General features: G+C 72.2%; 22 protein-coding genes and 2 tRNA genes. 17 read left to right on the top strand and 7 right to left on the bottom strand.

Features of this window, described 5'->3' with window-relative positions; all coding sequences use genetic code 11:
* Positions 1 to 45 precede the first annotated feature (45 nt).
* A complete protein-coding gene (locus AB0G50_RS32595) occupies positions 46 to 816 on the top strand; it encodes a fumarylacetoacetate hydrolase family protein (protein ID WP_360116673.1) in 771 nt (256 codons plus the stop codon).
* Here the strand turns inward: AB0G50_RS32595 and AB0G50_RS32590 are convergent.
* Positions 813 to 2,054: an FAD-dependent oxidoreductase gene (locus AB0G50_RS32590; RefSeq protein ID WP_360116670.1), complete on the bottom strand. Its 1,242-nt coding sequence runs from the start codon at positions 2,052 to 2,054 to the stop codon at positions 813 to 815. The two genes, AB0G50_RS32595 and AB0G50_RS32590, sit on opposite strands and share 4 nt — an antisense overlap.
* Positions 2,055 to 2,143: 89 nt before the next feature.
* Here AB0G50_RS32590 and AB0G50_RS32585 point away from each other — a divergent pair, with 89 nt between their 5' ends.
* The 4 genes from AB0G50_RS32585 (at position 2,144) to AB0G50_RS32570 (ending at position 4,768) form a co-directional block, all read left to right on the top strand.
* The gene (locus AB0G50_RS32585; RefSeq protein WP_360116667.1) at positions 2,144 to 3,598 is read left to right on the top strand and encodes a glutamate--tRNA ligase family protein; all 1,455 of its coding nucleotides are present in this window, start codon (positions 2,144 to 2,146) and stop codon (positions 3,596 to 3,598) included.
* 104 nt (positions 3,599 to 3,702) lie between these two features.
* Positions 3,703 to 4,440, top strand: a complete 738-nt coding sequence (locus tag AB0G50_RS32580; protein ID WP_360116664.1) for an HAD family hydrolase — start codon at positions 3,703 to 3,705, stop codon at positions 4,438 to 4,440.
* Between the two features lie 102 nt (positions 4,441 to 4,542).
* Positions 4,543 to 4,614 (top strand) — tRNA-Gln (locus tag AB0G50_RS32575).
* 81 nt (positions 4,615 to 4,695) lie between these two features.
* Positions 4,696 to 4,768: transfer RNA gene (locus tag AB0G50_RS32570), tRNA-Glu, on the top strand.
* Between the two features lie 107 nt (positions 4,769 to 4,875).
* On the opposite strand, the gene AB0G50_RS32565 is transcribed toward AB0G50_RS32570, so the two are convergent.
* Complete coding sequence (locus AB0G50_RS32565) at positions 4,876 to 5,577, bottom strand: IclR family transcriptional regulator (protein ID WP_360116661.1); 702 nt, start codon at positions 5,575 to 5,577, stop codon at positions 4,876 to 4,878.
* A 69-nt stretch (positions 5,578 to 5,646) separates the two neighbouring features.
* Between AB0G50_RS32565 and leuC the strand changes: the two genes are divergently transcribed.
* From leuC to AB0G50_RS32550, 3 genes are all read left to right on the top strand, one after another.
* On the top strand, positions 5,647 to 7,050 hold the full coding sequence (gene leuC / locus AB0G50_RS32560; RefSeq protein ID WP_360116658.1) for a 3-isopropylmalate dehydratase large subunit: 1,404 nt from the start codon (positions 5,647 to 5,649) through the stop codon (positions 7,048 to 7,050).
* Positions 7,051 to 7,064: 14 nt separating this feature from the next.
* Positions 7,065 to 7,667 carry a 3-isopropylmalate dehydratase small subunit gene (gene leuD, locus AB0G50_RS32555; RefSeq protein WP_360116655.1) on the top strand — a complete coding sequence of 201 codons (603 nt, stop codon included), beginning with the start codon at positions 7,065 to 7,067 and terminating at the stop codon, positions 7,665 to 7,667.
* A gap of 211 nt (positions 7,668 to 7,878) precedes the next feature.
* A complete protein-coding gene (locus AB0G50_RS32550) occupies positions 7,879 to 8,574 on the top strand; it encodes an HU family DNA-binding protein (RefSeq protein WP_360116652.1) in 696 nt (231 codons plus the stop codon).
* Between the two features lie 1,227 nt (positions 8,575 to 9,801).
* On the opposite strand, the gene AB0G50_RS32545 is transcribed toward AB0G50_RS32550, so the two are convergent.
* The 3 genes from AB0G50_RS32545 to AB0G50_RS32535 are packed head-to-tail and all read right to left on the bottom strand — an operon-like array spanning position 9,802 to position 13,246.
* On the bottom strand, positions 9,802 to 10,731 hold the full coding sequence (locus AB0G50_RS32545) for an NUDIX hydrolase (RefSeq protein WP_360116649.1): 930 nt from the start codon (positions 10,729 to 10,731) through the stop codon (positions 9,802 to 9,804).
* The gene (locus tag AB0G50_RS32540; protein WP_360116646.1) at positions 10,728 to 12,992 is read right to left on the bottom strand and encodes an RNA degradosome polyphosphate kinase; all 2,265 of its coding nucleotides are present in this window, start codon (positions 12,990 to 12,992) and stop codon (positions 10,728 to 10,730) included. Before AB0G50_RS32540 ends, AB0G50_RS32545 begins: the two co-directional genes overlap by 4 nt.
* Positions 12,993 to 13,051: 59 nt before the next feature.
* Positions 13,052 to 13,246, bottom strand: coding sequence for a hypothetical protein (locus AB0G50_RS32535; protein ID WP_360116643.1), 195 nt, complete (start codon positions 13,244 to 13,246; stop codon positions 13,052 to 13,054).
* 95 nt (positions 13,247 to 13,341) lie between these two features.
* On the opposite strand from AB0G50_RS32535, the gene AB0G50_RS32530 reads away from it, so the two are divergent.
* Positions 13,342 to 14,277, top strand: coding sequence for a hypothetical protein (locus AB0G50_RS32530; RefSeq protein ID WP_360116640.1), 936 nt, complete (start codon positions 13,342 to 13,344; stop codon positions 14,275 to 14,277).
* Positions 14,278 to 14,385: 108 nt separating this feature from the next.
* A complete protein-coding gene (locus tag AB0G50_RS32525) occupies positions 14,386 to 15,933 on the top strand; it encodes a hypothetical protein (protein WP_360116637.1) in 1,548 nt (515 codons plus the stop codon).
* Between the two features lie 25 nt (positions 15,934 to 15,958).
* Here the strand turns inward: AB0G50_RS32525 and cofC are convergent, their stop codons facing one another.
* Positions 15,959 to 16,567: a 2-phospho-L-lactate guanylyltransferase gene (cofC, locus tag AB0G50_RS32520; protein WP_360116634.1), complete on the bottom strand. Its 609-nt coding sequence runs from the start codon at positions 16,565 to 16,567 to the stop codon at positions 15,959 to 15,961.
* A gap of 82 nt (positions 16,568 to 16,649) precedes the next feature.
* Between cofC and AB0G50_RS32515 the strand changes: the two genes are divergently transcribed.
* The 5 genes from AB0G50_RS32515 (at position 16,650) to AB0G50_RS32495 (ending at position 21,834) form a co-directional block, all read left to right on the top strand.
* On the top strand, positions 16,650 to 17,351 hold the full coding sequence (locus tag AB0G50_RS32515) for a lysophospholipid acyltransferase family protein (RefSeq protein WP_360116632.1): 702 nt from the start codon (positions 16,650 to 16,652) through the stop codon (positions 17,349 to 17,351).
* Between the two features lie 4 nt (positions 17,352 to 17,355).
* The gene (locus AB0G50_RS32510) at positions 17,356 to 18,363 is read left to right on the top strand and encodes an NAD(P)H-dependent glycerol-3-phosphate dehydrogenase (protein ID WP_360116629.1); all 1,008 of its coding nucleotides are present in this window, start codon (positions 17,356 to 17,358) and stop codon (positions 18,361 to 18,363) included.
* Positions 18,360 to 19,421, top strand: coding sequence for a cystathionine gamma-lyase (locus tag AB0G50_RS32505; protein ID WP_360116626.1), 1,062 nt, complete (start codon positions 18,360 to 18,362; stop codon positions 19,419 to 19,421). Before AB0G50_RS32510 ends, AB0G50_RS32505 begins: the two co-directional genes overlap by 4 nt.
* 277 nt (positions 19,422 to 19,698) lie before the next feature.
* Positions 19,699 to 21,129, top strand: coding sequence for a hypothetical protein (locus tag AB0G50_RS32500; protein ID WP_360116709.1), 1,431 nt, complete (start codon positions 19,699 to 19,701; stop codon positions 21,127 to 21,129).
* A 237-nt stretch (positions 21,130 to 21,366) separates the two neighbouring features.
* Positions 21,367 to 21,834, top strand: coding sequence for a cysteine dioxygenase family protein (locus AB0G50_RS32495; RefSeq protein ID WP_360116623.1), 468 nt, complete (start codon positions 21,367 to 21,369; stop codon positions 21,832 to 21,834).
* Here AB0G50_RS32495 and AB0G50_RS32490 read toward each other — a convergent pair.
* Positions 21,818 to 22,465, bottom strand: coding sequence for a pyridoxamine 5'-phosphate oxidase family protein (locus AB0G50_RS32490; protein WP_360116620.1), 648 nt, complete (start codon positions 22,463 to 22,465; stop codon positions 21,818 to 21,820). The two genes, AB0G50_RS32495 and AB0G50_RS32490, sit on opposite strands and share 17 nt — an antisense overlap.
* A gap of 67 nt (positions 22,466 to 22,532) precedes the next feature.
* On the opposite strand from AB0G50_RS32490, the gene AB0G50_RS32485 reads away from it, so the two are divergent.
* Together AB0G50_RS32485 and AB0G50_RS32480 are read left to right on the top strand one after the other, a co-directional pair.
* Positions 22,533 to 23,918: a PLP-dependent aminotransferase family protein gene (locus tag AB0G50_RS32485; protein WP_360116617.1), complete on the top strand. Its 1,386-nt coding sequence runs from the start codon at positions 22,533 to 22,535 to the stop codon at positions 23,916 to 23,918.
* Positions 23,919 to 23,927: 9 nt separating this feature from the next.
* Positions 23,928 to 24,995 (top strand): D-alanine--D-alanine ligase family protein, encoded by a 1,068-nt coding sequence (locus AB0G50_RS32480; protein WP_360116614.1) that lies wholly within the window; start codon positions 23,928 to 23,930, stop codon positions 24,993 to 24,995.
* Positions 24,996 to 25,129: the final 134 nt, after the last annotated feature.

The raw sequence follows: 25,129 nt of genomic DNA, 5'->3' as shown, positions 1-25,129 counted from the left end.
GGGCGCGGGGGGCCGGGTGGGTGGGCTGCGGTTAGGGTGATTGTCGTGCGCATCGCCCGAATCGCCCAGCCGGACGGTCTTGCCTTCGCCGCGATCGAAGGCTCCGGTGACGACCTCACCGCCGTCGAGATCGCCGAGGACCCGTTCGCCAATCCCACGTTCACCGGTCGTCGGTGGCCGCTCGCCGACGTGCGGCTGCTCGCGCCGTTCCTGCCGCCGAAGATCGTGTGCATCGGTCGGAACTACGCGGAGCACGCGGCGGAGCTCGGGCACGAGGTGCCCGACGCGCCGCTGATGTTCCTCAAGCCCAACACCGCGGTCATCGGGCCGAACGCGGAGATCCGGCTGCCCGCCGTGTCCGAGCGCGTCGACTTCGAGGGTGAGCTGGCGGTCGTCGTCGGCGTCGGCGGGCGGGACATCCCCGCCGCCAAGGCGCGGCAGTCGATCCTCGGCTACACCATCGCCAACGACGTCACCGCGCGCGACCTCCAGAAGACCGACGGGCAGTGGACGCGCGCGAAGGGCTTCGACACGTTCTGCCCGCTCGGCCCGTGGGTGGAGACGGAGTTCGACCCGGACGACGTCGCGATCCGCACCGAGGTCGACGGCGTGCTCAAGCAGGACTCGCGGACCTCGTTGCTGCTGCACGACATCGCCGAGCTGATCGAGTACATCTCGGCGGTGATGACGCTGCGGCCGCTGGACGTGATCCTCACCGGTACGCCCGCCGGTGTCGGGCCGCTCACCGCCGGCCAGACCGTGTCGGTCACCGTCGAGGGGCTCGGGACGTTGACCAACACGGTCGCGAACCGCTAGTCACCGCGTTCGATCCGCTCGGGCGCGCGCCGTGCGAACGCCGGCGCGTGCTCGGGCAGCAACCCGATCGCCACCAGGTACGCGGGCACCACCTGGAGCAGCGGCACGCGCTGGAGCAGGCGGATCGGCGCGGGAGCCTTCGCCGGACCGGCCGCGCCCGCCAGGGTCGGCCGCAGGAAGCGGTCCTGCACCAGGCGTTGGATCCCCTGGGTCACCGCGGTCGGGAACCACCGGCGCCGGCGCACCTTCGCCAGCTCGGCCGGCGTGACCGCGCCGCGGCGCAGTGGCGCGGCCAGGATCCGGGCGGCGGCCACCGCGTCCTGCACGGCCAGGTTGATGCCCACCCCGCCGATGGGCGACATCGCGTGCGCCGCGTCGCCCACGCACAGCACCCCGTCGTCGTGCCAGCGCCGCAACCGGTCCAGCTTCACGTCGAGCAGCTTCACGTCCTCCAGCTCCGCGACCGTCTCCAGCCGTTCGGCCAGCCACGGCACCAGGTCCGAGATCCGCTTGCGGAACGCCGCCACGCCCTCCGCGCGCAGCTCCGCGTCGCTGCCCTTGCGGATCAGGTAGGCGACCTGGAAGTAGTCGCCGCGCGGCAGCAGCACCACGCCCGAGCCCCGACCGAACCGGCCCAGGCCGCCGGTGGGCTCACCCTCGTGGCGCGGCAACCGGAACCACCACACGTCCATCGGCGCGCCGAACGAGCGGATCGGCAGGCCGGCCTCGGCGCGCACCCGCGAGCCGCGCCCGTCGGCCGCGATCACCAGGTCCGCGGCCAGTTCGCGCTCGCCGTCGGCGTCGCGGTAGCGCACGCCGGTCACCTTGCCGTGCTGCCGGACGACCCCGGTCACCTCGGTGTTCATCCGCAGCGCGAACGCCTTCTCGCGCTTGCCCGCGTCGGCCAGCAGGTCCAGGAAGTCCCACTGCGGCACGAACGCGATGTGCTTGTGCGCCCCGGGCAACCGGGTCAGGTCGGCCACCGTCTGCGGCCCGCTGTCCAGCAGCACCTGCATCCGCTCCACCAACTGGTGCGGCACCTCGGCGAACGACGGGCCGAGGCCCAGTTCGTCCAGCAGCGTCAACGTCGACGCGTGCACCGTGTCGCCGCGGAAGTCCCGCAGGAAGTCGCCGTGCTTCTCCAGCACGGTCACCTCGACGCCCGCCCGGGCGAGCAGCAGCCCCAGCACCATCCCGGCCGGTCCGCCGCCGACGACCGCGACCGTGGTCCTCTCCATGATCCCCACCTCGTTTTCAACGGTAGTTGAATAAAGCTGAGCATGCTCCGGGCGGTGCGCGCGGTCAAGGCGGATAGGCTGATCGGGTCATGAGCGAATCGGTGACACCGTCGGACGTCCGGGTCCGGCTGCACGCGTGCCCGACCGGGAAACCGCACGTCGGGCTCGCGCGCACGGCCCTGTTCGGCTGGGCGCTGGCCCGGAGCGCGGGCGGCGCCGTGTCGCTCGTCACGCACGACGCGGACCCGGCGTGGCCGGACCTGCTGCGCTGGCTGGGGCTGGACTGGGACGAGGGCCCCGGTGTCGGCGGGCCGAACGGGCCGTACCTGCGGTCCGCGCGGACCGGGCTCTACGCCGACGCCGCCCGGCGGTTGCTCGAGTCGGGCGCGCTCTACGAGTCGTTCTCCACGCCCGCCGAGGTCCGGGCGCGCCGCCGGGCCGCCGGGCAGGACGCCAAGCTCGGCTACGACGGGTTCGACCGCGACTCCACCGACGCGTGGCGGGCCGCGCTGCGGGCACAGGGGCGGGAGCCCGTGCTGCGGTTGCGGATGCCGGAGCGGGCGACCGAGTGGGTCGACCTGGTGCGCGGTCCGGTCGACGGTGGCGTGCTGACCGACCCGGTCGTGGTGCGGGCCACCGGTGAGCCGACGCCCGCGTTCGCCGACGCGGTGGACGACGCGGCGCTGGGCGTGACGCACGTGCTGCGGGACGAGGAGTTCCTGGCCTCGACACCGCGCCGGCTCGCGGTCGCGGCGGCGTTGCGCGGAATCGGGCTCGGGCATTCCCCGTTGTCGTTCGGACATCTCCCGCCGGTGCTCGGCGAAGGCGGTCGGCCGTTGTCCGAGCGCGATCCCGTCGCCCTTCTCGCGCGCTATCGGGAACGCGGATTCCTGCCCGAGGGAATGCGCGACGCGCTCGCCTCGCTCGGATGGTCCACGCCGGACGATCGGGACGCGGTCGGCGCGGCGGAAATGATCCGCGCATTCACGCCGGACCGGATCGTCACCCACCCCGTGCGGTTCGCGGAGAAGAAGGCCGAGGCGGTCAACGCGGCACGCCTGCGGGCGTTGCCGGTCGCCGGGTTCGTCGCGCGGGTGCGGCCTTTCCTGATCGCCGACGGCGTGCTGCCCGCCGTGCCGACCGACGCGCAGCTGGCCCTGCTCGCCGACGTGGCGCCGCTGGTGCGGGAACGCCTGGTCGTGCTGTCCGAGGCGTCTGGAATGGTCAGGTTCCTGTTCGCGGCCGAAGAGGACTTCGCGCCGGAGGACGAGGCGGCGGCCGTCGTGGGCGCCGGGGCACGGCCCGTGCTGGAGGCCTCCGCGGCCGCGCTGGAAGGCGTCGCGCACTGGAATGCCGCCGCCATCGAGGAAGCGCTGAGGGCGTCCCTTGTGGACGGACTGGGACTGAAACCACGCCTGGCGTACGCACCCGTGCGGGTCGCCGTGACGGGCCGTACCGTCTCGCCTCCGCTGTACGAATCGTTGGAACTGGTGGGTCGGGACCGCTCGATCGGCCGATTGCGTCGGGCGCTCGGCGCAATCTGAGTGGTGCTATCGGGGGGTCCGGTACTGCTTGATCGTGCAAGGACCCTCAGATATCACCTCCTTGGTCGAGTCGGCGGAGGGGTGGGCGCACCTAGCCTCACTGGGTGACAACCGCAGCCCCGACTTTCACCCCCCGGAGAACCGGCGAGATCCGCGCGGTGTGCCTCGACGTGGACGACACGCTCGTCGACTACAGCACGTCGTCCCGGGCCGCCTTGGCCGCGATGGTCGGCAACGACGACTCGTTCCCGTTGTGGCAGCGCATCACCGACGAGCACTGCTCGCGCCTGCTCGCGGGCGAACTCCAGTACGAGAGCATGCGCAACATACGCACGCGCGCGTTCTTCGCCGCCCTCGGCGAGGAGCTGGACCAGGACGAGGCGACGCGTCGGGAGCTGCGGCGCCAGGAGGTGCTGGCGGCGAGCTGGCGGCTGTACCCGGACGTCGTGCCCTGCCTGGAGTGGTTGCGCGCCACCGGTTTGCCACTCGCCGCCGTGAGCAACGCCTCCGGTAGGCACCAGCGGGTGAAGATCGCGAACCTCGGGCTCGCGCAGTACTTCGACACCGTCCTGATCGCCGGTGAGGTCGGCGCGATGAAGCCGGACCGGGTGATCTTCGACACCGCGTGCGAGGACCTCGGTGTGCCGCTGTGCGACACCGTCCACGTGGGAGACCGGCTCCACGCGGACGCGATAGGCGCGCGCGACGCCGGCATGAAGGGCGTCTGGCTCAACCGCCAGGGTCCCTGCACGGGTGGTCTGCCGACCGGCATCTCCGCCATCAGCAGCCTGTCTGAGCTGCCCGAACTCCTCGTGTGCGAGCTGTCCGCGGCCAGGGTGTAACCCCCGATTTCCGTTCCGCCGGGCTCGTGGTCTAGTATTCCTCCCGGCGGAACGGACAGCCCCTCGAAGCCCCGGCTGAGAGAAGTTGATCGGGAACGCCAATGGGGTATGGTGTAATTGGCAGCACGACTGATTCTGGTTCAGTTAGTCTAGGTTCGAGTCCTGGTACCCCAGCTGCAACGGTAGGAAAGAGATGTGCTAGACTACCGGAGCAACGCAGGACAGTAAGAAACAAGAATTGAATACCAAGATCCTGGCCCCGTCGTCTAGCGGCCTAGGACGCCGCCCTCTCAAGGCGGTAGCGTGGGTTCGAATCCCATCGGGGCTACAGAGACAGAGCCGGGTGCACCTGCACCCGGCTCTGTTCTTTTGTCCGGCGTGATCGTGTGTGCAGAAAGGGGGCCACCCGTGGGTGGCCCCCTTTGTTCATTGTGCTTACAGGCGTGACTGGAGGGCTTCTGCGGCTGCCAGGAGGTCTGCGGCCCACCTTGCGCCCGGGCGTCTGCCCATGCGGTCGATGGGGCCGGAGACCGAGACGGCGGCCACCACGGCTCCGGTGGAGTCGCGGACCGGGGCCGAGACGCTGGCCACGCCCGGCTCGCGTTCGGCTACCGATTGGGCCCAACCGCGGCGGCGGACTTCCAGGAGGGTTCGTTCGCCGTACACGGCGTCCGCCAGGACCGCGCGTTGCGTTCCCGGGTCCGCCCAGGCCGCCAGGACCTTGGCCCCCGAGCCCGCCGTCATCGGCAGGCGCGCGCCCACCGGGACGGTGTCCCGGAGACCGCTGGGTGGTTCCGCCGAAGACACGCAGATGCGTTGTGTGCCGTCCCTCCGGTACAGCTGCACGCTTTCCCCGGTGATGTCGCGCAGGCGCGGCAGCACCGAGGACGCCGCGTCCAGCAGCGGGTCTGTGGCCCCGCCCGCCAACTCCGCCAACGCCGCGCCAGGACGCCAGCGGCCGTCGGAACCCCGTCGCAGCAACCGGTGCACTTCGAGGCCCACCGCCAACCGGTGCGCGGTCGCACGGGGCAATCCCGTCCGGTTGCACAACTCGGCGAGGCCACACGGATCCTTTGCGACGGCGTTCAAGACAGCCACTGCCTTGTCCAGCACGCCGATCCCGCTATGCTGTCCCACAAGCCGATACTAACTTCCCACTGTCTGGGAAGTCCAGATCTATCGGATGTCCAGATCCTGGGAGTTGGGATGAGCCGCACGCTCGCGGAGAAGGTGTGGGAGGCGCACGCCGTGCGCCACGGCAGTGGCGCGGAGCCCGATCTGCTCTACATCGACCTCCACCTGCTGCACGAAGTCACGAGCCCGCAGGCGTTCGACGGCCTGCGCCTCGCCGGCCGGCCGCTGCGCCGACCGGACCTCACCATCGCCACCGAGGACCACAACGTCCCGACCGTCGACATCGAGTTGCCGATCGCCGACCCCGTGTCGCGCACCCAGGTGGAGACGCTGCGCAAGAACTGCGCCGAGTTCGGCGTGCGGCTGCACCCCATGGGCGACTTCGAGCAGGGCATCGTCCACGTGGTCGGCCCGCAGCTCGGGTTGACCCAGCCCGGCATGACCGTGGTGTGCGGCGACAGCCACACGTCGACGCACGGCGCGTTCGGCGCGTTGGCGTTCGGCATCGGCACCTCCGAGGTCGAGCACGTGATGGCGACCCAGACGTTGCCGTTGAGGCCCTTCAAGACCATGGCGATCACGATCAAGGGCTCGTTGAAGCCCGGTGTCACCGCCAAGGACGTCATCCTCGCGGTCATCGCGAAGATCGGCACCGGCGGGGGTCAGGGCTACGTCCTGGAGTACCGCGGCCCGGCGATCGAGGCGCTGTCCATGGAAGCGCGGATGACCGTGTGCAACATGTCGATCGAGGCGGGCGCGCGCGCCGGCATGATCGCGCCGGACCAGACCACGTTCGACTACCTCGAGGGCCGTCCGCACGCGCCGTCGGGCGCCGACTGGGACGCCGCGGTCGAGTACTGGAAGACGTTGCGCACCGACGACGACGCGGAGTTCGACGCGGAGGTCGTGCTCGACGCCGACGAGCTGACCCCGTTCGTCACCTGGGGCACGAACCCCGGCCAGGGCCTGCCGCTCGCGGCGTCCGTGCCGGACCCCGAGGCGATCGTGGACGAGAACGAGCGCGTGGCGGCCGAGAAGGCGCTGGCGTACATGGGGCTGGAGCCCGGCACGCCGCTGCGGGACATCCACGTCGACACGGTGTTCCTCGGCTCCTGCACGAACGGCCGCATCGAGGACCTGCGCGCCGCCGCGGACATCCTGAAGGGCCACCGGGTGGCCCAGGGCGTCCGGATGCTCGTGGTGCCCGGCTCGATGCGCGTGCGCGCCCAGGCGGAATCCGAGGGCTTGCACGAGGTGTTCCTGGAGGCGGGCGCCGAGTGGCGGCAGGCCGGCTGCTCGATGTGCCTTGGCATGAACCCGGATCAGCTCAAGCCCGGCGAGCGCAGCGCGTCCACCTCCAACCGCAACTTCGAGGGCAGGCAGGGCAAGGGTGGCCGCACCCACCTCGTCTCGCCACTCGTGGCCGCCGCGACGGCGGTGCGCGGCACCCTGTCCTCGCCCGCCGACCTGGTCTGAGGGAGATCACCAAGATGGAAGCGTTCACCACCCACACCGGTGTCGGCGTGCCGCTGCGCAGGTCCAACGTGGACACCGACCAGATCATCCCGGCGGTCTACCTCAAGCGCGTGACCCGCACCGGGTTCGAGGACGGGCTGTTCGCCGCGTGGCGCGGCGACGAGCACTTCGTGCTGAACCAGGAGCCCTTCAAGGCGGGCAGCGTCCTCGTCGCGGGGCCGGATTTCGGAACCGGCTCGTCGCGCGAGCACGCCGTGTGGGCGCTCATGGACTACGGCTTCCGGGTGGTCCTCTCCTCCCGGTTCGCCGACATCTTCCGCGGCAATGCGGGCAAGCAGGGGCTCGTGGCCGCTCAGTTGGAGCAGTCCGATGTCGAATTGCTCTGGAAGATCCTGGAGAACGAGCCCGGCACGGCGGTGACCGTCGACCTCACCGCGAACACGGTTGTGGCCAAGGACTTCACCGCCCGCTTCACCATCGACGAGTACACCCGCTGGCGGCTGCTGGAGGGTTTGGACGACATCGCCCTGACGCTGCGGCACGCCGATGAGATCTCCTCGTTCGAGGAGCGGCGGCCCTCCTGGTTGCCCACCACCGATCCGGTGCCCGCGACGTGACCCCACGGGGGTCGGATTTCGCCTCTATCAGCGGAAATCCGGCCCCCGCCCGGTCGGGACCGGCCCCCGCGGTGTCCCTCGACAGGGCGCAATTGCCCACGCCACAACGAAAAATATGGCGTGGCGATTGGTATTTCCTTGCATATGGGCTTACCGTGGCCTTCAGTCGGCCCGTCTCTAAGGGCCGTGAGCGTCCTGGGAGGGACTGAAGGTGAACAAGGCCCAGCTCATCGAGGCGCTCGCCGAGCGCCTTGGCGACAAGAAGAACGCCGCTGCCGCCGTTGATGGCATCGTCGACGTCATCGTCCGCAGCGTCCACAAGGGCGAGAAGGTCAACATCACCGGGTTCGGCGTCTTCGAGAAGCGCGCCCGTGCGGCCCGCACCGCTCGGAACCCGCGCACCGGCGAGACCGTGAAGGTCAAGAAGACCAACGTTCCGGCGTTCCGCGCGGGTTCGACGTTCAAGGACGTCATCTCGGGCACGAAGAAGCTGCCGCGCGTCACGGCCGCCAAGCCCGCGACGGCTGCGGCCGCCGCGAAGCCGGCCGCCGCGAAGGCCCCGGCCACGCGCGCCGCGTCGACCCGCACCGCCGCGACCACGGCGCCGCGCACCACGCGCAGCACCACCACGCGTGCGGCCGCGGCGGCCACCAAGGCGCCGACGACGCGTCGCACCACGGCGGCCAAGGCCACCACGGCCACCACCGCCACCACGGCGGCGGCTCCGAAGGCCACCGCGGCCAAGGCGACCGCCACCAAGGCGACGGCGGCGAAGGCCACCACGACGGCGGCCCCCAAGGCCGCCGCCGCCAAGAAGGCCGCGGCCCCCAAGGCCACCGCGGCGAAGGCGACCACGACGGCAGCGGCCAAGCCCGCCGCCAAGAAGGCGCCTGCCAAGAAGAAGTGACCCGAAGCCGGCTTGCTACCGGCGAGGAATCACAGGCGACAGCCACTCGGCTCAGGCCCCGGTGCGGACGCGCACCGGGGCCTAGGCATGCCCGGAGCAGTGCGCGTGCCGAGGGCGCTGGGCCGACGCGGACGCCGCGCGTGCCAGGGAAACCGCGTGCTCCCGGACCGCCGTGTGCTTGGGCCACTGGGTTCGTCCGGGGAGACCCGGGCCTGCCTGAGGGCAGTGCGCCGGCGCGGACGCCGCGTGTGTCAGGGGAACCGCGTGCTGCCGGACCGCGGTGTGCGCTTGGGCCATCGGGTTCGTCCGGGAGACCGGGGCGTGGCTGAGGGCAGTGGGCCGGCGCGGACGCCGCGCGTGTCAGGGAAATCGCGTGCTGCCGGACCGCCGCGCGCGCTCGGGGCATCGGGCGCGCCTGGGGGCCGGGGTCTACCCGAGCCGCTGGGCAGGCGCGGACGCCGCGTGTGCCGGGGAAATCGCGTGCTGCCGGACCGCCGTGTGCGCCTGGGGCATCGGGCACGCCCGGGAGACCGGGGTCTGCCTGAGCCGTTGGGCAGGCGTAGACGCCGCGTGTGCCAGGGAAACCGCGAGCCCCTGGCCGCCCGCGTGCACCAGGGGCATCGGGTGTGCCCGCGAGACCCGGGCCTGCCTGAGCCGCTGGGCAGGCACGGGCGCCGCGTGTGCCAGGAGAACCGTGCGAGCCTGGGCCATCCGGTTCGTCCGGGAGGCCGGGGCGTGCCTGAGCCGCTGGGCCGGCGTGGACACCCGTGTGCCAGGGAAACCACGCGTGCCCGGAGCGCCTGTGCGCCTGGGTCATCGTGTGTGCAGGCGTGCCGCGCTCGTCCAGGGGCGAAAAGCCGGGTGTTCCCGGACCACTGTCGCGTCGGCACTTCGGGGGGTCGAGGCGATCGGGGCGAGGTGGCCCGGGTGGTGCGGCGCCCTGCTTCGTGCCGCCGTTCGGCCTCGGCCGGTTCGCGCGCGGGTCGGAAAGTGAGTGTCGCGGTTGTCTTCGGCGGAGGTCGAGGAGTTGTCGCGAATCGCGCGTTCGGGCACCCGGAGACGGCCACTCGGCGGCTTTGAGGCAAGAGGCGCCCGGGCCCGCGGTTCGGCCGCCGACGGGCGTGTGGGGCGGAATTTCGGGGTGTCGAACGGGGCCGGCACCCCGAGTGGCGCAGTCGGGGTGCCGGACCGGAGTACTCGTCGTTGTCCGAGTGGCGGACCCGCCGGTTACGGCGCGGGCAGTGGGGTCGGCAGGTAGTGCGCCGAAAGCAGGCGCGGCCAGGACAGCGGTGAGTCCGAAGTGGACCACGAGGGCGCCGGTCGGAGGAACGACAGGACCCAGGTGCTGCCCTTCTTGCACGGGATGTCCGCGGGCAGCGCCGAGGTCGGCCGGCCGGAGTTGGCCAGGCCCGCCAGGGTGGCGATCACGTCCGGGATCACGCCGCCCTGGCTGGAGACCACGGCCACGCCCGGGCCGTCGGCGATCTCCAGCAGTCGGACCAGACCCGCGTCGCGGTCGGGCCAGTAGCCCTCCTCGGACAGCCTCGGCTCCAGCAGCACGCCCGTCGCCAGGTCGTCCGCCACCGCCTGCACGGTTTCCACGCATCGGGTGCGCGGCGCCGAGTGCACCCGCGTCGGCGACCACAGCGGCAGCAGGGCGCGCAGGCCCTCGGCCTGGCGTAGACCCGCCTGGCTCAACGGGCGCAGGTCGTCGTCGCCGTCCCAGCCCTCCCGCTTGCCCGCCTTCGCGTGCCGGACCAGCAGGACCGTCGCGAGGTCCGCGGGCGCGGCGGCGAAATCGGCCAGCACCAGGCGGTCGGTGTCCCTCGTCACGAGGTCCGCCGCCACGGCGGGCGGCAGCCAGCGCAGTTCGTCCACCTCGTCGTTCGGCGCGAACGAACCCGACACCGCGCGGGCGCTGTAGTAGTCCACGGTTTTCGGCTTCCCGAACGCCTCGTACGAGACCTGCCGCAGGAACCGGCCCAGCTCCACGCGGAAACCGGTCTCCTCCAGCACCTCCCGCACGGCCGCCGCGGGCAGGGTTTCGCCCGCGTCCAGCTTCCCCTTCGGCAGCGACCAGTCGTCGTAGCGCGGCCGGTGCACGACCGCCACCGCGTCGCCGCGCCACACCACGGCCCCCGCCGCGCGAACGGTCACCCGAGCGCCTTGTGGAAGCGCAGCAACTCGGTCTGGTGGTCCCGCACCCGCGAACCGTCCGCGGGCCACGCCTCCCACTCGCCGTCCGGCTGCAACTCCCAGCACCGCGTCGTGGGCTCCAGCGCCGAGTCGAGCATCGCGTCCAACTGCGCCACCAACTTCGGGTCCGTCACCCGCAGCTGCACCTCCACCCGCCGGTCGAGGTTGCGGTGCATCATGTCCGCGCTGCCGATCCACCGCTCGTCGCAGCCGACGAAGTGGAACACCCGCGAGTGCTCCAGGAACCGGCCGAGGATCGAGCGCACGTGGATGTTGTCCGACAGGCCCTTGATGCCCGGCTTCAACGCGCACACCCCGCGCACCACGATGTCCACCTGGACACCCGCCTGCGACGCCCGGTACAGCGAGTCGATCACCTGCTCGTCCACGAGCGAGTTCACCTTGATGCGCACCCCGGCGGGTTCACCGGCGCGCGCGTGCTCGATCTCGCGCTCGATCCGCTCCACTATTCCGCGGCGCACGCCGTACGGCGCGACGAGCAGGCTCCGGTAGTGGTCCTGCCGGGCGTACCCGGTCAGCACGTTGAACAGGTCGGTGAGGTCCGCGCCGATCGTCGGCTCGGCGGTGAGGATGCCGATGTCCTCGTACAGCCGGGCCGTCTTCGGGTTGTAGTTGCCGGTGCCGATGTGGCAGTACCGCTGGATCCGCGAGCCCTCCTGGCGCACCACCAGCGAGGTCTTGCAGTGCGTCTTCAACCCCATCAGGCCGTAGACCACGTGCACGCCCGCCTTCTCCAGCGCGCGCGCCCACTTGATGTTCGCCTGCTCGTCGAACCGCGCCTTGATCTCCACCAGCGCGACGACCTGCTTGCCCGCCTCGGCCGCGTCGATCAGCGCGTCCACGATGGGGGAGTCGCCGGAGGTGCGGTACAGCGTCTGCTTGATCGCGAGCACCCGGGGATCCGCGGCGGCCTGCTCGATGAACCGCTGCACGGACGTGGAGAACGAGTCGTACGGGTGGTGCACCAGCACGTCGCCCTCGCGCAGCGTGGCGAAGATGCTCTTGGGGGTTTCCCGCTCGCCGAACGCCGGGTGCGTCGCCGGCACGAACGGCGGGTCCTTGAGCTGCTTGCGGTCCACGCTGTACAGCTGCCACAGGCACGACAGGTCGAGCAGACCGGGCACCTGGACGACGTCGTGCGGGTCGACCTCCATCTCCCGCAGCAGCCGCTCCAGCATGTTCTCGGTCATGTCGTCGGCGACCTCCAACCGCACCGGCGGACCGAACCGCCGGCGGGCCAGTTCCCGCTCCAACGCCTGGAGCAGGTCCTCGTCGCGGTCCTCCTCGACCTCCAGGTCCGCGTTGCGGGTCACCCGGAAGGCGTGGCACTCGAGGATCTCCATGCCGGAGAACAACTCGCCCAGGTGCGCCGCGATCAGCTCCTCCACGGGCAGGAACGTCGCGGTCGGGCTGGTCCGGTCGTCCTCGACGCGCACCAGCCGCGGCACGTTGTCCGGCACCTTGATCCGCGCGAACCGCTCGGCCGAACCCTCCGGGTCCCGCACCGTCACGGCCAGGTTCAGCGACAGGCCGGAGATGTAGGGGAACGGGTGCGCGGCGTCCACCGCGAGCGGCGTCAGCACCGGGAACACCTGGTCGCTGAAGTAGTTGGACATCCGCAGCCGCTCGAAGTCGGTCAGCTGCGACCACGACACGATCGCGATCGCGTGCTTCTCCAACTCCGGCTGCACGTGGTCGAGGAACGCCCGCGCGTGCTGCTCCACGAGTTCCCTGGTCCGCTTGACGATGCCCGCCAGCTGCTCGCGCGGGGTCAGGCCGTCCGCGCTGCGCACGGTCAGGCCGGTGTCGTCGCGGCGCTTCAGACCCGCCACCCGGACCATGTAGAACTCGTCCAGGTTCGACGCGAAGATCGCCAGGAACTTGGCCCGCTCGAGCAGCGGCTGCGAGGCGTCCTCGGCCAGCGCCAGCACCCGGGCGTTGAAGTCCAACCAGGACAGTTCCCGGTTGAAGTACCGGTCGTCCGGCAGGTCCGCCGGCGCGTCCGCCACGGTCGCGGCGGGTGGCGAACTGGGGAAGGACCGCTGCGGCGGTTCGGCGGCGGGCGGCGCCTCCGGGGTGCTGCCGCGGCGCACGGCCGGGCGCGGGCGACGCCGGGGCGCGCTCGCGGACGGGGTGGACCGCGGCGTCCTGGTGCGTCGTTTCGGCTGCTCGGGGTTGTTATCCGTGCTCACATTCCGCATTGTTCCCCACAACCGCCGGGTTCGCCCCGATCGCGCCCGTCGAGAAGGTGAACTCCGCGTCACACCGGCCGGACCAGCGCCTCCACCGCGCCGGAGGGATTCCGGACAACCGTGACGCGCTGCCCCGCGCGCAGCGTCCGCCACCCCCCTGCGGCAACCGCGTCGGCGGTCGCGTCGAGCAGCACGCCGTCGTCGCGCAGCACGGTCGCGGAGCCGTCCGGGTGGTGGATCGAGACGGTCGCCTGTTCGGCCATGCGCACCAAGCTAAGCCATGCTCGGACTCGCTACGTTCGCAGTGGCGTTCAGGGGGAACGTCGAGATGCTCGGACGAACGCAGTGGGGGGCGCACATGCGTCGCACAGTCGTGCTCGCGGCGGTTCTGGTGACGGCGGGTCTGGTGGTGGCGCCGAGCGCGTCGGCCGACCCGACCCCGGAACCGCTCTGCACGTGGGAGAACCTGCCGACACCGCCGGGGGTCACCGGCACCCGGTTCGTCGTCGGCTCCGGGCAGGGCACGTACGCGGGTGACGCGGTCGGGTCGACGGGGCGGGGCGCGGTGCTCTGGCACGACGGCGCGGTGCGGTGGCTCGGCACGCCGGGCGGCGACGTCCGGGTGCACGACGTGAACCGGTCCGGCGTCGTGGTGGCGCAGGCGGGCGACCTGCCGGTGGTGCACCGCGCCGACGGCTGGCACGCGCTGGCCACACCCGCGGGCTGGGCCGCGAACCGGACCGCGCTGCGGGTCGGCGTGGCGGGCGACGTCGTCGGCTCGGACGGCGCGCGCTGGCTGCGCTGGCCCGCCGAGGACCCGGGCCGGTTCGAGGAGGTGGCGCCGCCGCTGCCGGACAGCGACCTCACCGACTACGCCGACGACGGCACGCTGGTCGGCGTCGGTCACCCGGACTTCCTGCACTCGAAGGGGTTCGTGCGACTGCCCGGCGGCGGGTGGGACGCACTGCCGACCGGCACGTTCTCCGGTCGCGTCGGCACGAAGACGCTGCGCGGCAGGCTCCTGCTCGGCTACGTCGGCCTGGTGGAGGTGGCGTGGGACCCGGCGGGCGGCTACCTGGCCTGGGGCACGATCGGCGTGGAGATCGAGGACCACAACGCGGACGAGACCTGGGTGGGCGTCGACCGGGAGACCGGCGAGGTCGTCGTGCTGCCCTACGGCTACGGCGGCGTCCGCTCGTTGGACCGCACGGACGTCTACAACCTCGCGATCGACGACGACGGGACCGTGCTGGGCACCGACGCCAGGAGCGGCGGCCCGCTGCGGTGCCGGTGACCCGCGATGTGGGACGGACCGGTGCCCCCTCCGATCGGCCGTGGTGCGGAGCGTGATCACCCTGCGACGCTCCGCGATGGCCCCCGGGCCTACCGGAAGGAGTGGGGCATGAGGGTTTTGGCAGGGGTGGTGGCGGCGCTGCTGCTCGGCTTCACCGGCCAGAGCACGGCGCAGGCGCAGCCGGAGACCCCGGACGCGCCGAAGGCCGGCTTCCAGGCGGCGTCGAAGAACGTGGAGCTGAAGTCGCTGATCCCGGACACCGTCGGCGCCATCTCGATCAACTTCGTCCAGTACGGGCGCAAGGACGTGATGTTCGTCAGCGGCACGTTCGGGCTCAAGACCTACGACGTGACGAGGACCGACCAGCCCAAGCTGCTCGACCACCTCACCAAGGAGGAGTTGGCGCTGCCCGGCGACGACCCGGCGCAGCGGTTCTGGGAGAACGAGGACGTCACCGTCGACCCGGTGCGCAAACTCGTGTTCCTCGCGCGCGAGCGCAGCGCGCTGGGCCGCCAGCCCGGCAACGAGCGCCCGACCGGCGTGTACGTGGTGTCCGCGAAGGACCCGGGCCGGCTCGAGAACCTGACCTTCGTGTCGCTGGGCACCGGGCACATCACCACGTGCGTCAACGACTGCCAGTACCTGTGGACGACCGGCTACGACGGCACGCCGTCCACCGACCCGGACACCTACCGCCGGTCCGGCAAGGTGTTCGTCACCGACATCCGCGACCCGCGCAACCCGAAGACCTCGCCCACCTACGTGGACCTCGGCCGGGACCAGGGCGAGACGCACATGACCCACGACGTCCAGGTGGACGCCGCGGGCGTGGCCTGGGTGGCGGGCACCGGCGGGACGCGCGGGTACTGGACGCGCGGGTGGCACAAGGACCCGCTGACCGGGAAGACCCGGCAGGCGACCGCGACCGACCCGATCCCGTACGCGGGCGGCGGCGTGCCCAAGCTGGACATGCCGACGTCGTTCTCGCACAACTCGTTCCGCCCGGTCGGCCGCACGCTGGCCGACGGTCCGAAGCCGACCCGCGAGCACCCGGCGGGCAGCCTGCTGCTGCACACCGAGGAGTCGTTCGGCTCGTCCACGTGCAAGGACCAGGGCCGGTTCGTGATCTCGTCGCTGGACGGCTCGACCGACGGCGAGTCGTGGCGCGCCACGCCGGACAAGCCGTTCACGTTGAAGACGGTCGGTGTGTGGAGCCCCGACGACCAGGAGGGCACCGACACCGGTCCGGACGCGTTCTGCTCGGCGCACTACTTCGACGTGCGGAAGCGGATCGTGGCCTACTCCTGGTACGAGCAGGGCACCCGGTTCCTGGACATCTCCGACCCCGCGCACCCGATCCAGGTCGCCTACTGGCGTCCGGACGGCGCGGTGTCGTGGGCGCCGTACTTCCACCGCGACCGGGTGTTCGTGGCGGACTACGCGCGCGGCGTCGAGGTGCTGAAGCTGACGAAGGACGCGTACGACGCGCAGGCGTCGCACACCAACGTGCAGCTCCGGACGACGCCCGTCGCGGCGTCGGTGTCCTCGACCGACGGTCCGCGCAAGCGCTTGCCGCTCGCGCCGGACCCGGACTACGGGTACGCCTGCCCGATGCTCGCGGGCCGTGACTGCGCGGGCGGCTCCGCCTGCTGCTAGCGGCCGGAACCCGGTGTGCGGGTGGTCAGCCGCACACCGGGTTCAGCACGGAGTCCGTGCGCACGCCCAGACCGAGCGCGCACGCCAGTTCCAGGTCTTCCGCCGTGTCGACGTCGTGCCGCAGCGACGGCCACGGCCCGAGCAGCGCCCGCGCGCCCGACGCCGCGTGCGCCGCCGCCGACCCCGTCCCGAACGACGGCGCCAGGTCCTCGCCGGGCGCGGACAGCAGCAGCGTCGTGCCGGTGCCCTGGCGGTCCGGGCAGAACGCGCGACCGCGCACCCCGTCCAGCGCCGCGGCCAACTCGGCCGTCCGCAGCGCGGGCAGGTCAGCCTGGAGCGCGCCGACGACCGAGCCCGGGTCGCGCGCCCGCAGCACACCGAAGCCGTGCCGCAGCGACTCGTTCAGCCCTTCGGGGCCCGGCACGGACTCCACGCCCAGTGCCGCCAGTTCCGCGGTCACCGCCGGGTCGTCGGTGACCGCGATCACGGTCCGCACGACCGGCAGCGCCGCCGCGATGGTGTCCAGGGCGAATGCCAGCGCCAGCGCCGGACGGTCGTCCGTGACGCCGACCAGCCGCGACTTCGCCCGGACCAGGGTTTTGACCGGGACCACCAGGTCCACGTCGGTGCGCACCCGGCCATACTCCCCGATGCCGGCTGGACCTGGCCGGTGGCTCCGGGGAAGACTCCAGGTCCACGGACGAGAGGGAGAACAGGTGGCCAAGGAGAAGGGCGGCTTCTGGGTCGGGTTCGCCGCGGCGATCTTCTACCCGACGACCGCGCTCATGGCGCGGCGGCGGGGCGAGGGCGGCGAGCGGATCCCGAGGACGGGCGGCGCGCTGGTCGTGATGAACCACGTGTCCCACCTGGACCCGGTCTACGACGCGGTGTTCACCCGCAGGCTCGGACGCGTGCCGCACTTCCTGGCCAAGCACAGCCTGTGGAACGTGCCGGTGCTCGGCACCGTGCTGCGCGGCGCGAAGCAGATCCCGGTCTACCGGGGCACCGCCGACGCGCAGCAGAGCCTGCGCGCCGCGCACGACGCGCTGGAGCAGGGGCTGATCGTGGTGATCTACCCGGAGGGGACGATCACCCGCGACCCGGACGGCTGGCCGATGACCTCCCGCACCGGCGTGGCGCGGCTCGCGCTGGCGCACGACGTGCCGGTGATCCCCGCCGCCCGCTGGGGCACCCGCGACCTCTACGACCACTACCGGAAGAAGTTCCGGCCGTTCCCGCGCAAGACCGTGGTGACGAAGGTGGGCGAACCGGTGGACCTCTCGTCCTACCGGGACCGCCCGCAGAACATCGCGGTGCTGCGCGAGGTCACCGACCTGCTGATGGGCGAGGTGAAGACGCTGCTCGCGGACGTCCGCGGCGAGCAGGCGCCCGACGGCTTCTACGCGAAGAAGGCCTGACCGGATGGCGGTCAAGGTCGCGGTGATGGGCGCCGGCTCCTGGGGGACCGCGTTCGCGAAAGTGCTCGCCGACGCCGGCACGGACACCGTCCTGTGGGCGCGGCGGCCCGACGTGGCCGAGGAGATCTCCGGCTCGCGGGTCAACTCCGGGTACATGCCGGGTGTCGTGCTGCCGGCGAACCTGCGCGCGACGAGCGACGCCGGGCAGGCGTTGGACGGCGCGCACGCGGTGGTGCTCGGCGTGCCGAGCCAGACGCTGCGGGAGAACCTGGCCCGGTGGCGGCCCGCGCTGCCCTCCGGCGCGACCCTGGTGAGCCTCGCCAAGGGCGTGGAACTGGGCACGCTCAAGCGGATGAGCGAGGTGATCCGCGAGGTCGCCGAGGTGCCCGAGGACCGGGTGGCCGTGGTGTCCGGGCCGAACCTGGCGCGTGAGATCGCCGCCGAGCAGCCGACCGCGACGGTCATCGCGTGCACCGACCACGACCGGGCCGTCGACCTGCAAAGCGCCTGCTCGAACGGGTACTTCCGGCCCTACACCAACGTGGACGTGGTCGGCTGCGAGCTGGGCGGCGCGTGCAAGAACGTGATCGCGCTGGCCTGCGGCATGTCGGCCGGGCTCGGGTTCGGCGACAACACGATGGCGTCGTTGATCACCCGCGGGCTGGCCGAGACGGCGCGGCTGGGCGCGGCGCTGGGCGCGGACCCGCTGACGTTCGCCGGGTTGGCCGGGTTGGGCGACCTGGTGGCCACGTGCGCGTCGCCGTTGTCGCGCAACCGGTCCTTCGGCGAGCGGTTGGGACGCGGCGACACGCTCGCGCGGGCGCAGGAGGCCGCGCACGGCCAGGTGGCCGAGGGCGTGAAGTCCTGCTCGTCGATCCGGGCGTTGGCCGCGCGGGTCGGCGTGGACATGCCGATCACCGACGGCGTGCACCAGGTGTGCCACGAGGGGTTGGACCCGCGGGAGCTGACCGCGGCGCTCCTCGGGCGCGAGCGGAAGGCGGAACGGCAGTGAGCGAGTGGGGCGACGGGACGCGCGTGGTGCACTCCACGCCGGCGGTGCCGGGCGAGCCGTTCCTGGCCGGTCCGGTGTTCGCCGGGCCGTACCACCTGGGCGGCGGCGACGTGTACGGCCGGTCGCACAACCCGACCTGGCGCGCGTTGGAGGCCGCGCTGGGCGGCCTGGACGGCGGCACGACCGTGCTGTTCCCCTCCGGGATGGCCGCGATCTCGACGTTCCTGCGGGTGGTGCTGCGGCCGGGCGACACCGTGGTGCTGCCGTCGGACGGCTACTTCCTGGTCCGGGAGTTGATCAAGGGCCGGCCGGTGCGGGTGGTGGAGGCGCCGACCGCCGGGCCGTACCCGTCGTTCGAGGGCGTGCGGCTGGTGCTGCTGGAGACGCCGTCCAACCCCGGGCTCGACGTGTGCGACATCGCCGTGCTGGCCGACGCCGCGCACGCCGCGGGCGCGTTGCTGGCGGTGGACAACACGACGGCGACCCCGCTCGGGCAGCGGCCGTTGGAGCTCGGCGCGGACGCGGTGCTCAGCAGTGACACCAAGGCGGTCGCCGGGCACAGCGACGTGGTGCTGGGGCATGTGTCCACTTCGGACCCCGGGCTCGCGGAGCTGCTGCTGGCCGAGCGCACCGTGTCCGGCGTGATCCCGGGCCCGTTCGAGGTGTGGCTCGCGCACCGCGGGCTGGGCACCCTGGACCTGAGGCTCGCCAGGCAGGCGGAGAACGCGGCCGCGCTGTACGACGTGCTCAGGACGCACCCGGCGGTGTCCGGGCTGCGCTGGCCCGGCGCGCCCGAGGACCCGGCGCACGCGGTGGCGGCGCGGCAGATGCGCCGGTTCGGCGGCGTGCTGACGTTCGAACTGGCCGGAGTGGACGCCGTGGAGGCCTTCCTGTCCCGGTCGAGGCTCGTCGCGGCGAGCACGAGCTTCGGCGGGTTGCACACGAGCCTCGACCGGCGCGCGCAGTGGGGCGACCCGGTGCCGCCCGGACTGGCCCGCCTCTCGGCCGGCTGCGAGGACACCGCGGACCTCGTCGCGGACGTGCTCGGCGCGCTCTGACCGCACCCGGAGAAGGTTGGCCGAGTATTTCCACTCAACTGCCCGGAATGCGCCGGCGGAGGTCGGAAGAATCTGCTATTCGGCCCCTCCCGGGCAGGTCAGGCAGGTTGTGGACATTTCGGGCGGAATTTTCCGGTTCGACCGGACAACTCCCGCGACCGGTGTTCCGGCGCTAGCATCGGGGTCGTTGTCGGCCTCATCCCGGATCGCGCAAAGGGATTGGGTGCGATTCGGGCGGGGGGTCGTCCGGACTACGGAGGGGCGAGTCTTGACGAGGGTGGGAACGAAGATCGCGGTCGCGCTGGTCGCGGCGGCGCTGGGCGCGGGACTGGTGTCGGGTGTCGCCGAGGCGGCGCCCGCGCGGACCGCGGTGCCGGACGGGGTGCGCGACTCGGTGGACTACCTGGTCGGCACGTACGGCGTGACCGAGCAGGAGGCGCTGCGCCGGCTCGACCTCCAGCGCTCGGCCGTCGCGCTCGACGGCGCGCTGCGCGGGTCGACCGCGTACGGCGGCATGTACCTGGACCAGGAGGCCGGCGGCGTGCTCGTCGTGCAGGCCACGAAGACCGCGGCGGTCGAGCCGTTCCTGGCCCGGCTGCCGGACCGCGCGCACGTGCGCACGAAGGTGGTGCGGAACTCGCTGGCGTCGTTGCGGGCGACCGAGGCGCGGATCTCGGCGCAGGTCGGCGCCGGTCCCGACGCGGTGTACCTGCCGGCGGTCAGCGAGCGGGACAACAAGGTCGTCGTGTGGGAACGCGGCTGGGTGAAGCAGACCTCGCTCACCGCGGGCGCCGAGGACGCGAAGGCGCGCGCGGCGGTCGCGGCGCAGCCGGACGTCGAGGTGCGCCCGCTGGCGCTGCCCACGCCGTACAGCACCCCGAACGTGGACTGGGGCTACTGCCACCCGTTGTACTGCACGCAGCACGGCCCGTGGCGCGGCGGTCTGCGGCTGGACGTCCAGCGGGACAACGGGACCTGGGGCGGCTGCACCTCGGGCTTCAACCTGCGCTCGTCGGGCGGCGGCTTCCCGGGCAAGGCGTGGGTGCTCACGGCGGGCCACTGCGTCGTCGGCAAGACCAACAACACGCCGATCCGGCACAACGGCGTCGGCGTCGTGAACCAGCACGGCATCGAGAAGAACGCCTACCCGTACGACTACGCGGCGCTGGGGTACCTCACCCAGGCCGACGAGAACTCCTGGCTGAACTCGCAGACCGGGCACAACCGGGTGCTCAAGTACTGCCGCAACGGTGGAACGGACAGCAACGCGGACACCCCGTGCGGCGCGCAGGCCACGTCGACCGACGAGCTGATCACCGGCATCCACCCGCTGGCCGACGTCAAGGCGGGCTGGGTGGTGTGCGCCTCGGGTTCCGGCTCGAACGCGACGAACTACCCCGACTCGGTCGACAGCGGGTCGGGCGTCGGCTACCTGCCGGGCACCCGGTGCGGCCGCGTGCTGTCCACCGACGTGGGCATCAACACGGACCTGTGCGCGCGGCCGGGTGACAGCGGAAGCCCGCTGTTCAGCCAGGTCGACCACACCGCGCTGGGCATCCTGGAGGGCAGCCTCCAGTCGCGCGGCGGTGCCTGCTGGGCGGGCGAGCAGAACAACTACGTGCCGATCGACACGATCCTGGAGGAGCTCGACGCCCGGATCGCGGGCCAGGGCTCGACGTTCACCGTGATCACCACGGCCACCGGCTGACCCGCACCCGCCCGGTGGACCCCGCTCCCGGGCAGGGGTCCACTGGGTGGGACGCGGTTGCGAGGGCTCCTCGGCGACTGCCACCCTTCGCGCCATGTCCTTCCGCGCCATGTCCACCGGGCGGGGTCACATCGACCTCGGCCTGGTCGCCAGCGCGCTCTGTCTCTCTCGGTGATCGACCTGCGTCCGACGGGCTTCTGACGCCCGCACACCGCATCGCCATCCCGAGAAGGAACCATGTTCGCCGTTCCGGAGAACACGATCGCCCTGCCCCAGACGCACGCCGTCCTGCACCCGGTGCGGATCGCGGTGGACGTCGCGGCACGGCGCGAGCGCTGGGCACACCTGCTGCGCTACGACCCCGACCACCGCTTCTCCGCTCTTGTCGAGCGGACCGACCAGCAGGAGATCTGGTTGATGTCCTGGCTGCCCGGCCAGTCCACCGACCTGCACGACCACGGCCGCACGACAGGCGCGTTCACGGTGGTCAGCGGTGCGCTGACCGAGGTGGTCGCGTCCGGCGGGCACCAGGTGCTCAACAACCTGACCACCGGGCAGTCGCGGGTGTTCGGCCCCTCGTACGCGCACCAGGTGCGCAACGACGGACCGGATCCCGCCGTCACGATCCACGTCTACCGCGACGGCGGGCGCACCATCAGGCCGGTGCGCTTCGACCCGGTCGAGGGGACTACTTCCGCCCGCTGACGTGCTCGGGCACGTCCCAGTCGCCGACGAGCGTCGGGTCCGGCTCGGGCGTGCCCCAGTACGTGTGCAGCGGCAGCACACCCGCCCACCGCTCGCCCGCCAGGACGTCCTCGTCCTCGTCGCCGGGAGGACCGCTGCGGATCTTCACCGACGCCTCGGCCAGGTCGAGCTTCAGCACGCTGGTGGCGGCGAGCTCCTTGACCGACGGCGGGCGGGCGTAGTCCCACGAGCCGGGCGCGATGTTCTCGGTCAGCACCTGGAGGCCGAGCGACTTCTCGTCGGGGTCGGTCACGGTCAGCGCGGTGCCGTGGACGATCGCGGAGCGGTAGTTCATCGAGTGGTCGAACACCGAGCGCGCGTAGACCACGCCGTCCACCAGGGTGATCGCGACGCACACCGGCACGCCGGTCGCGGCCTCGCGCAGGCTGCGGGCACCGGTGGAACCGTGCAGGTAGAGCGTGTCCTCGTGGCGGCCGTAGCCGGTCGGCACGACGAGCGGCGCGCCGTCGACCACGACGGCCAGGTGGCAGACCATTCCGGCGTCGAGCACGGCGTGCAGCGCCTCGCGTTCGGTGACCGCGCGGTTCTTGCCGCGCTTGATGGTGCTGCGGGGCGTCGGTGACAACGTCATGCGGTCAGCCTCTCGGGTAAAGTGGCATCCGACAAGTACCAATTATTGGGGTATTTCGGGAGACCACTTGTCCGAGACGGCGTTGCCGGTGTCACTCGACCGGTCCTCGACCGAGCCGTTGGCCGTGCAGGTGGCCGAGGCGCTGCGCGCGGCGGCGGCCGACGGGCGGCTGCGCAGCGGCGACCGGCTGCCCTCCACGCGCGCGCTGGCCGAACGGCTGGGTGTGAGCCGCACCGTGACGGCGGCGGCCTACGAGCAGTTGCACGCCGAGGGGTGGATCGCGGGCCGGCACGGTTCCGGCACCTACGTGACGACCACGCCGCCGGGATCGGTGCGGGGCAAGGGTCGGCGGCCGGCGCCCACGCCGCCGGTGGTGGAGGTGGTGGACTTCGCGCCCGGCGCGCCGTGGGCCGAGGGGTTGGACCGGGCCGCGTGGCGGCGGGCGTGGCGCGCGGCGGCCGACTCGCTGCCGTTGTTCCGGCCGCACCGGGCCGGGTTGCCGGAGTACCGCGCGGTGGTGGCCGAGCACCTGTTGCGGCACCGGGGGTTGGCCGTGCTGCGGGAGGAGGTCGTGCTCGCGACCGGCGGCACGACGGCCGCGCTGGTGGAGCTGTCGGCGACGGTGTGGCGGCCCGGTGACGCGGTCGCGGTGGAGGAACCGGGGTACCAGCGGGCGGTGTGGGCGCTGCGGTCGGCCGGGGTGCGGGTCGTGCCGGCGCCGGTGGACGCCGAGGGGTTGCTGGTCGAGGGCGTGCCCGCGGGCGTGCGCGGCGTGTACTGCTCGCCCGCGCACCAGTACCCGATGGGCGGCCGGATGTCCGCGGCGCGGCGGGTGGCGCTGGTCGAGCGGGCGCGGGAGGAGGGGTGGCTGGTGGTCGAGGACGACTACGACGGCGAGTTGCGGTACGACGTCGCGCCGCTGCCCCTGCTGGCCGCGCTGGCGCCGGACGTGGTGGTGCACCTGGGCACCACGAGCAAGATCCTGACCCCGACGCTGGGCGCGGGGTGGATGGTCGCGCCGGAGTCGGTGGCGACGGAGGTGCTGGCGCACCGGGACCGGACCGGGACCAGCCCGTCGGCGGCCGGGCAGCGGGTGCTGGTGGAACTGGCCCGCAACGGCGACCTGGGCCGGCACCTGAGGAAGCTGCGGCGGGAGATGGCCGAGCGCCGGGCGCTGATCTCCTCGCGGCTGTCCGACGCCGGCGTGCGGGTGCTGGGCGACGACGCGGGCGCGCACGTGGTGGTGCCGCTGCCGTCGGCGCAGGTCGAGCGGGAGGTGCTGGAGGCGGCGGAGGAGGTCGGGTTGCGGTTGGACGGCCTGGCGCGGCACCACGCGGGCCGGGCGCGGACGCACGGCGTGCTGATCGGGTACGGCGCGTGCTCGCGGGAACAGCTGACGGGCGCGCTGCCGGTGCTGGAGCGACTCCTCCGCCGGGTTACGCCATCCGGGTAGGGTCGCCGCATGACTCAGCGCAAGACCAAGGTCGCCGTGGTGTTCGGCGGGCGCAGCACCGAGCACACGGTGTCCTGCCTGTCCGCCGGAAGCGTCCTCTCCCACCTCGACCGGGACCGCTTCGACGTGGTGCCGGTCGGAATCACCCAGGAGGGTGGGTGGGTGATCGGCACCGACGACGTGAAGGCGCTGGAGGTCAGGGACCGTCAGCTGCCGAGCGTGAACTCCCTCGTCCCCGTGTCGGGTTCCGAGCTGGTGCCCGTGGCGCCGTCCGAGGTGCTGGCGGACGTGGACGTGGTCTTCCCCGTGCTGCACGGCGCGTGGGGCGAGGACGGGACCTTGCAGGGGCTGCTGGAGCTGTCCGACCTGCCCTACGTCGGACCCGGCGTGCTGGCGTCGGCGATGGCGATGGACAAGGAGTTCACCAAGAAGGTCCTGAAGGCCGCCGGCCTGCCGGTGGGCGAGTTCGTCGTGCTGCGCCGCGACCAGGAGACGCTGACCGGGGCCCAGAGGGAATCCCTCGGCCTGCCGGTCTTCGTGAAGCCGGCGCGCGCGGGCTCGTCGGTCGGCATCTCGAAGGTCGTGGACTGGGCCCACCTGGACAGCGCCGTGGCCCTGGCGAGGAAGACCGACCCGAAGGTCATCATCGAGGCGGCCGTCACGGGCAGGGAAGTGGAGTGCGGCGTCCTGGAGTTCCCGGACGGCCGGCTCGAGGCGTCCCTGCCGGCGGAGCTGAGGGTCGTCGGCGGAGCGGTCGACTGGTACGACTTCGACGCGAAGTACCTGGACGACGTGTGCGAGTTCGACATCCCGGCAAAACTGGACGAGGGCGTCGCGAAGAACCTCCGGGAAATGGCCGTGGAAGCCTTCCGGGCATTGGACTGCCAGGGGCTGAGCCGAGTCGACTTCTTCGTCACGGAGTACGACGAGCTGGTCATCAACGAAATCAACACGATGCCCGGCTTCACGCCGATCTCGATGTACCCGAGAATGTGGTCGGTAACCGGAATCGACTACCCGACCCTGCTCACCACGCTGGTGGAAACCGCAATCGCCAGGGGAACCGGCCTACGCTGACACCCCAACACCCCGGTCCTACCCGACACCCCGGCCTTAAGCGCCGAAGGCGCGCTTGCCTTAACGCCGGGGCCTCGTGTTCTCCCCGTATGGCCTGGGCGAAGCCCAACCGCATTTGGCACGGGGGCGCCACA

Source organism: Actinosynnema sp. NPDC020468 (genome assembly GCF_040642015.1).
GTDB lineage: Bacteria > Actinomycetota > Actinomycetes > Mycobacteriales > Pseudonocardiaceae > Actinosynnema.
Note: the sequence above shows the minus strand (reverse complement) of the source record. Positions and strands in the feature narration are given on the sequence as shown.

Bases quoted from the DNA above. Each gene is read 5' to 3' on its own strand.
- AB0G50_RS32590 (WP_360116670.1), bottom strand. From the start codon at position 2,054: ATGGAGAGGACCACGGTCGCGGTCGTCGGCGGCGGACCGGCCGGGATG.
- AB0G50_RS32585 (WP_360116667.1), top strand. From the start codon at position 2,144: ATGAGCGAATCGGTGACACCGTCGGACGTCCGGGTCCGGCTGCACGCG.
- leuC (WP_360116658.1), top strand. From the start codon at position 5,647: ATGAGCCGCACGCTCGCGGAGAAGGTGTGGGAGGCGCACGCCGTGCGC.
- leuD (WP_360116655.1), top strand. From the start codon at position 7,065: ATGGAAGCGTTCACCACCCACACCGGTGTCGGCGTGCCGCTGCGCAGG.
- AB0G50_RS32540 (WP_360116646.1), bottom strand. From the start codon at position 12,992: ATGCGGAATGTGAGCACGGATAACAACCCCGAGCAGCCGAAACGACGC.
- AB0G50_RS32535 (WP_360116643.1), bottom strand. From the start codon at position 13,246: ATGGCCGAACAGGCGACCGTCTCGATCCACCACCCGGACGGCTCCGCG.
- AB0G50_RS32530 (WP_360116640.1), top strand. From the start codon at position 13,342: ATGCGTCGCACAGTCGTGCTCGCGGCGGTTCTGGTGACGGCGGGTCTG.
- AB0G50_RS32525 (WP_360116637.1), top strand. From the start codon at position 14,386: ATGAGGGTTTTGGCAGGGGTGGTGGCGGCGCTGCTGCTCGGCTTCACC.
- AB0G50_RS32510 (WP_360116629.1), top strand. From the start codon at position 17,356: ATGGCGGTCAAGGTCGCGGTGATGGGCGCCGGCTCCTGGGGGACCGCG.
- AB0G50_RS32495 (WP_360116623.1), top strand. From the start codon at position 21,367: ATGTTCGCCGTTCCGGAGAACACGATCGCCCTGCCCCAGACGCACGCC.
- AB0G50_RS32490 (WP_360116620.1), bottom strand. From the start codon at position 22,465: ATGACGTTGTCACCGACGCCCCGCAGCACCATCAAGCGCGGCAAGAAC.
- AB0G50_RS32480 (WP_360116614.1), top strand. From the start codon at position 23,928: ATGACTCAGCGCAAGACCAAGGTCGCCGTGGTGTTCGGCGGGCGCAGC.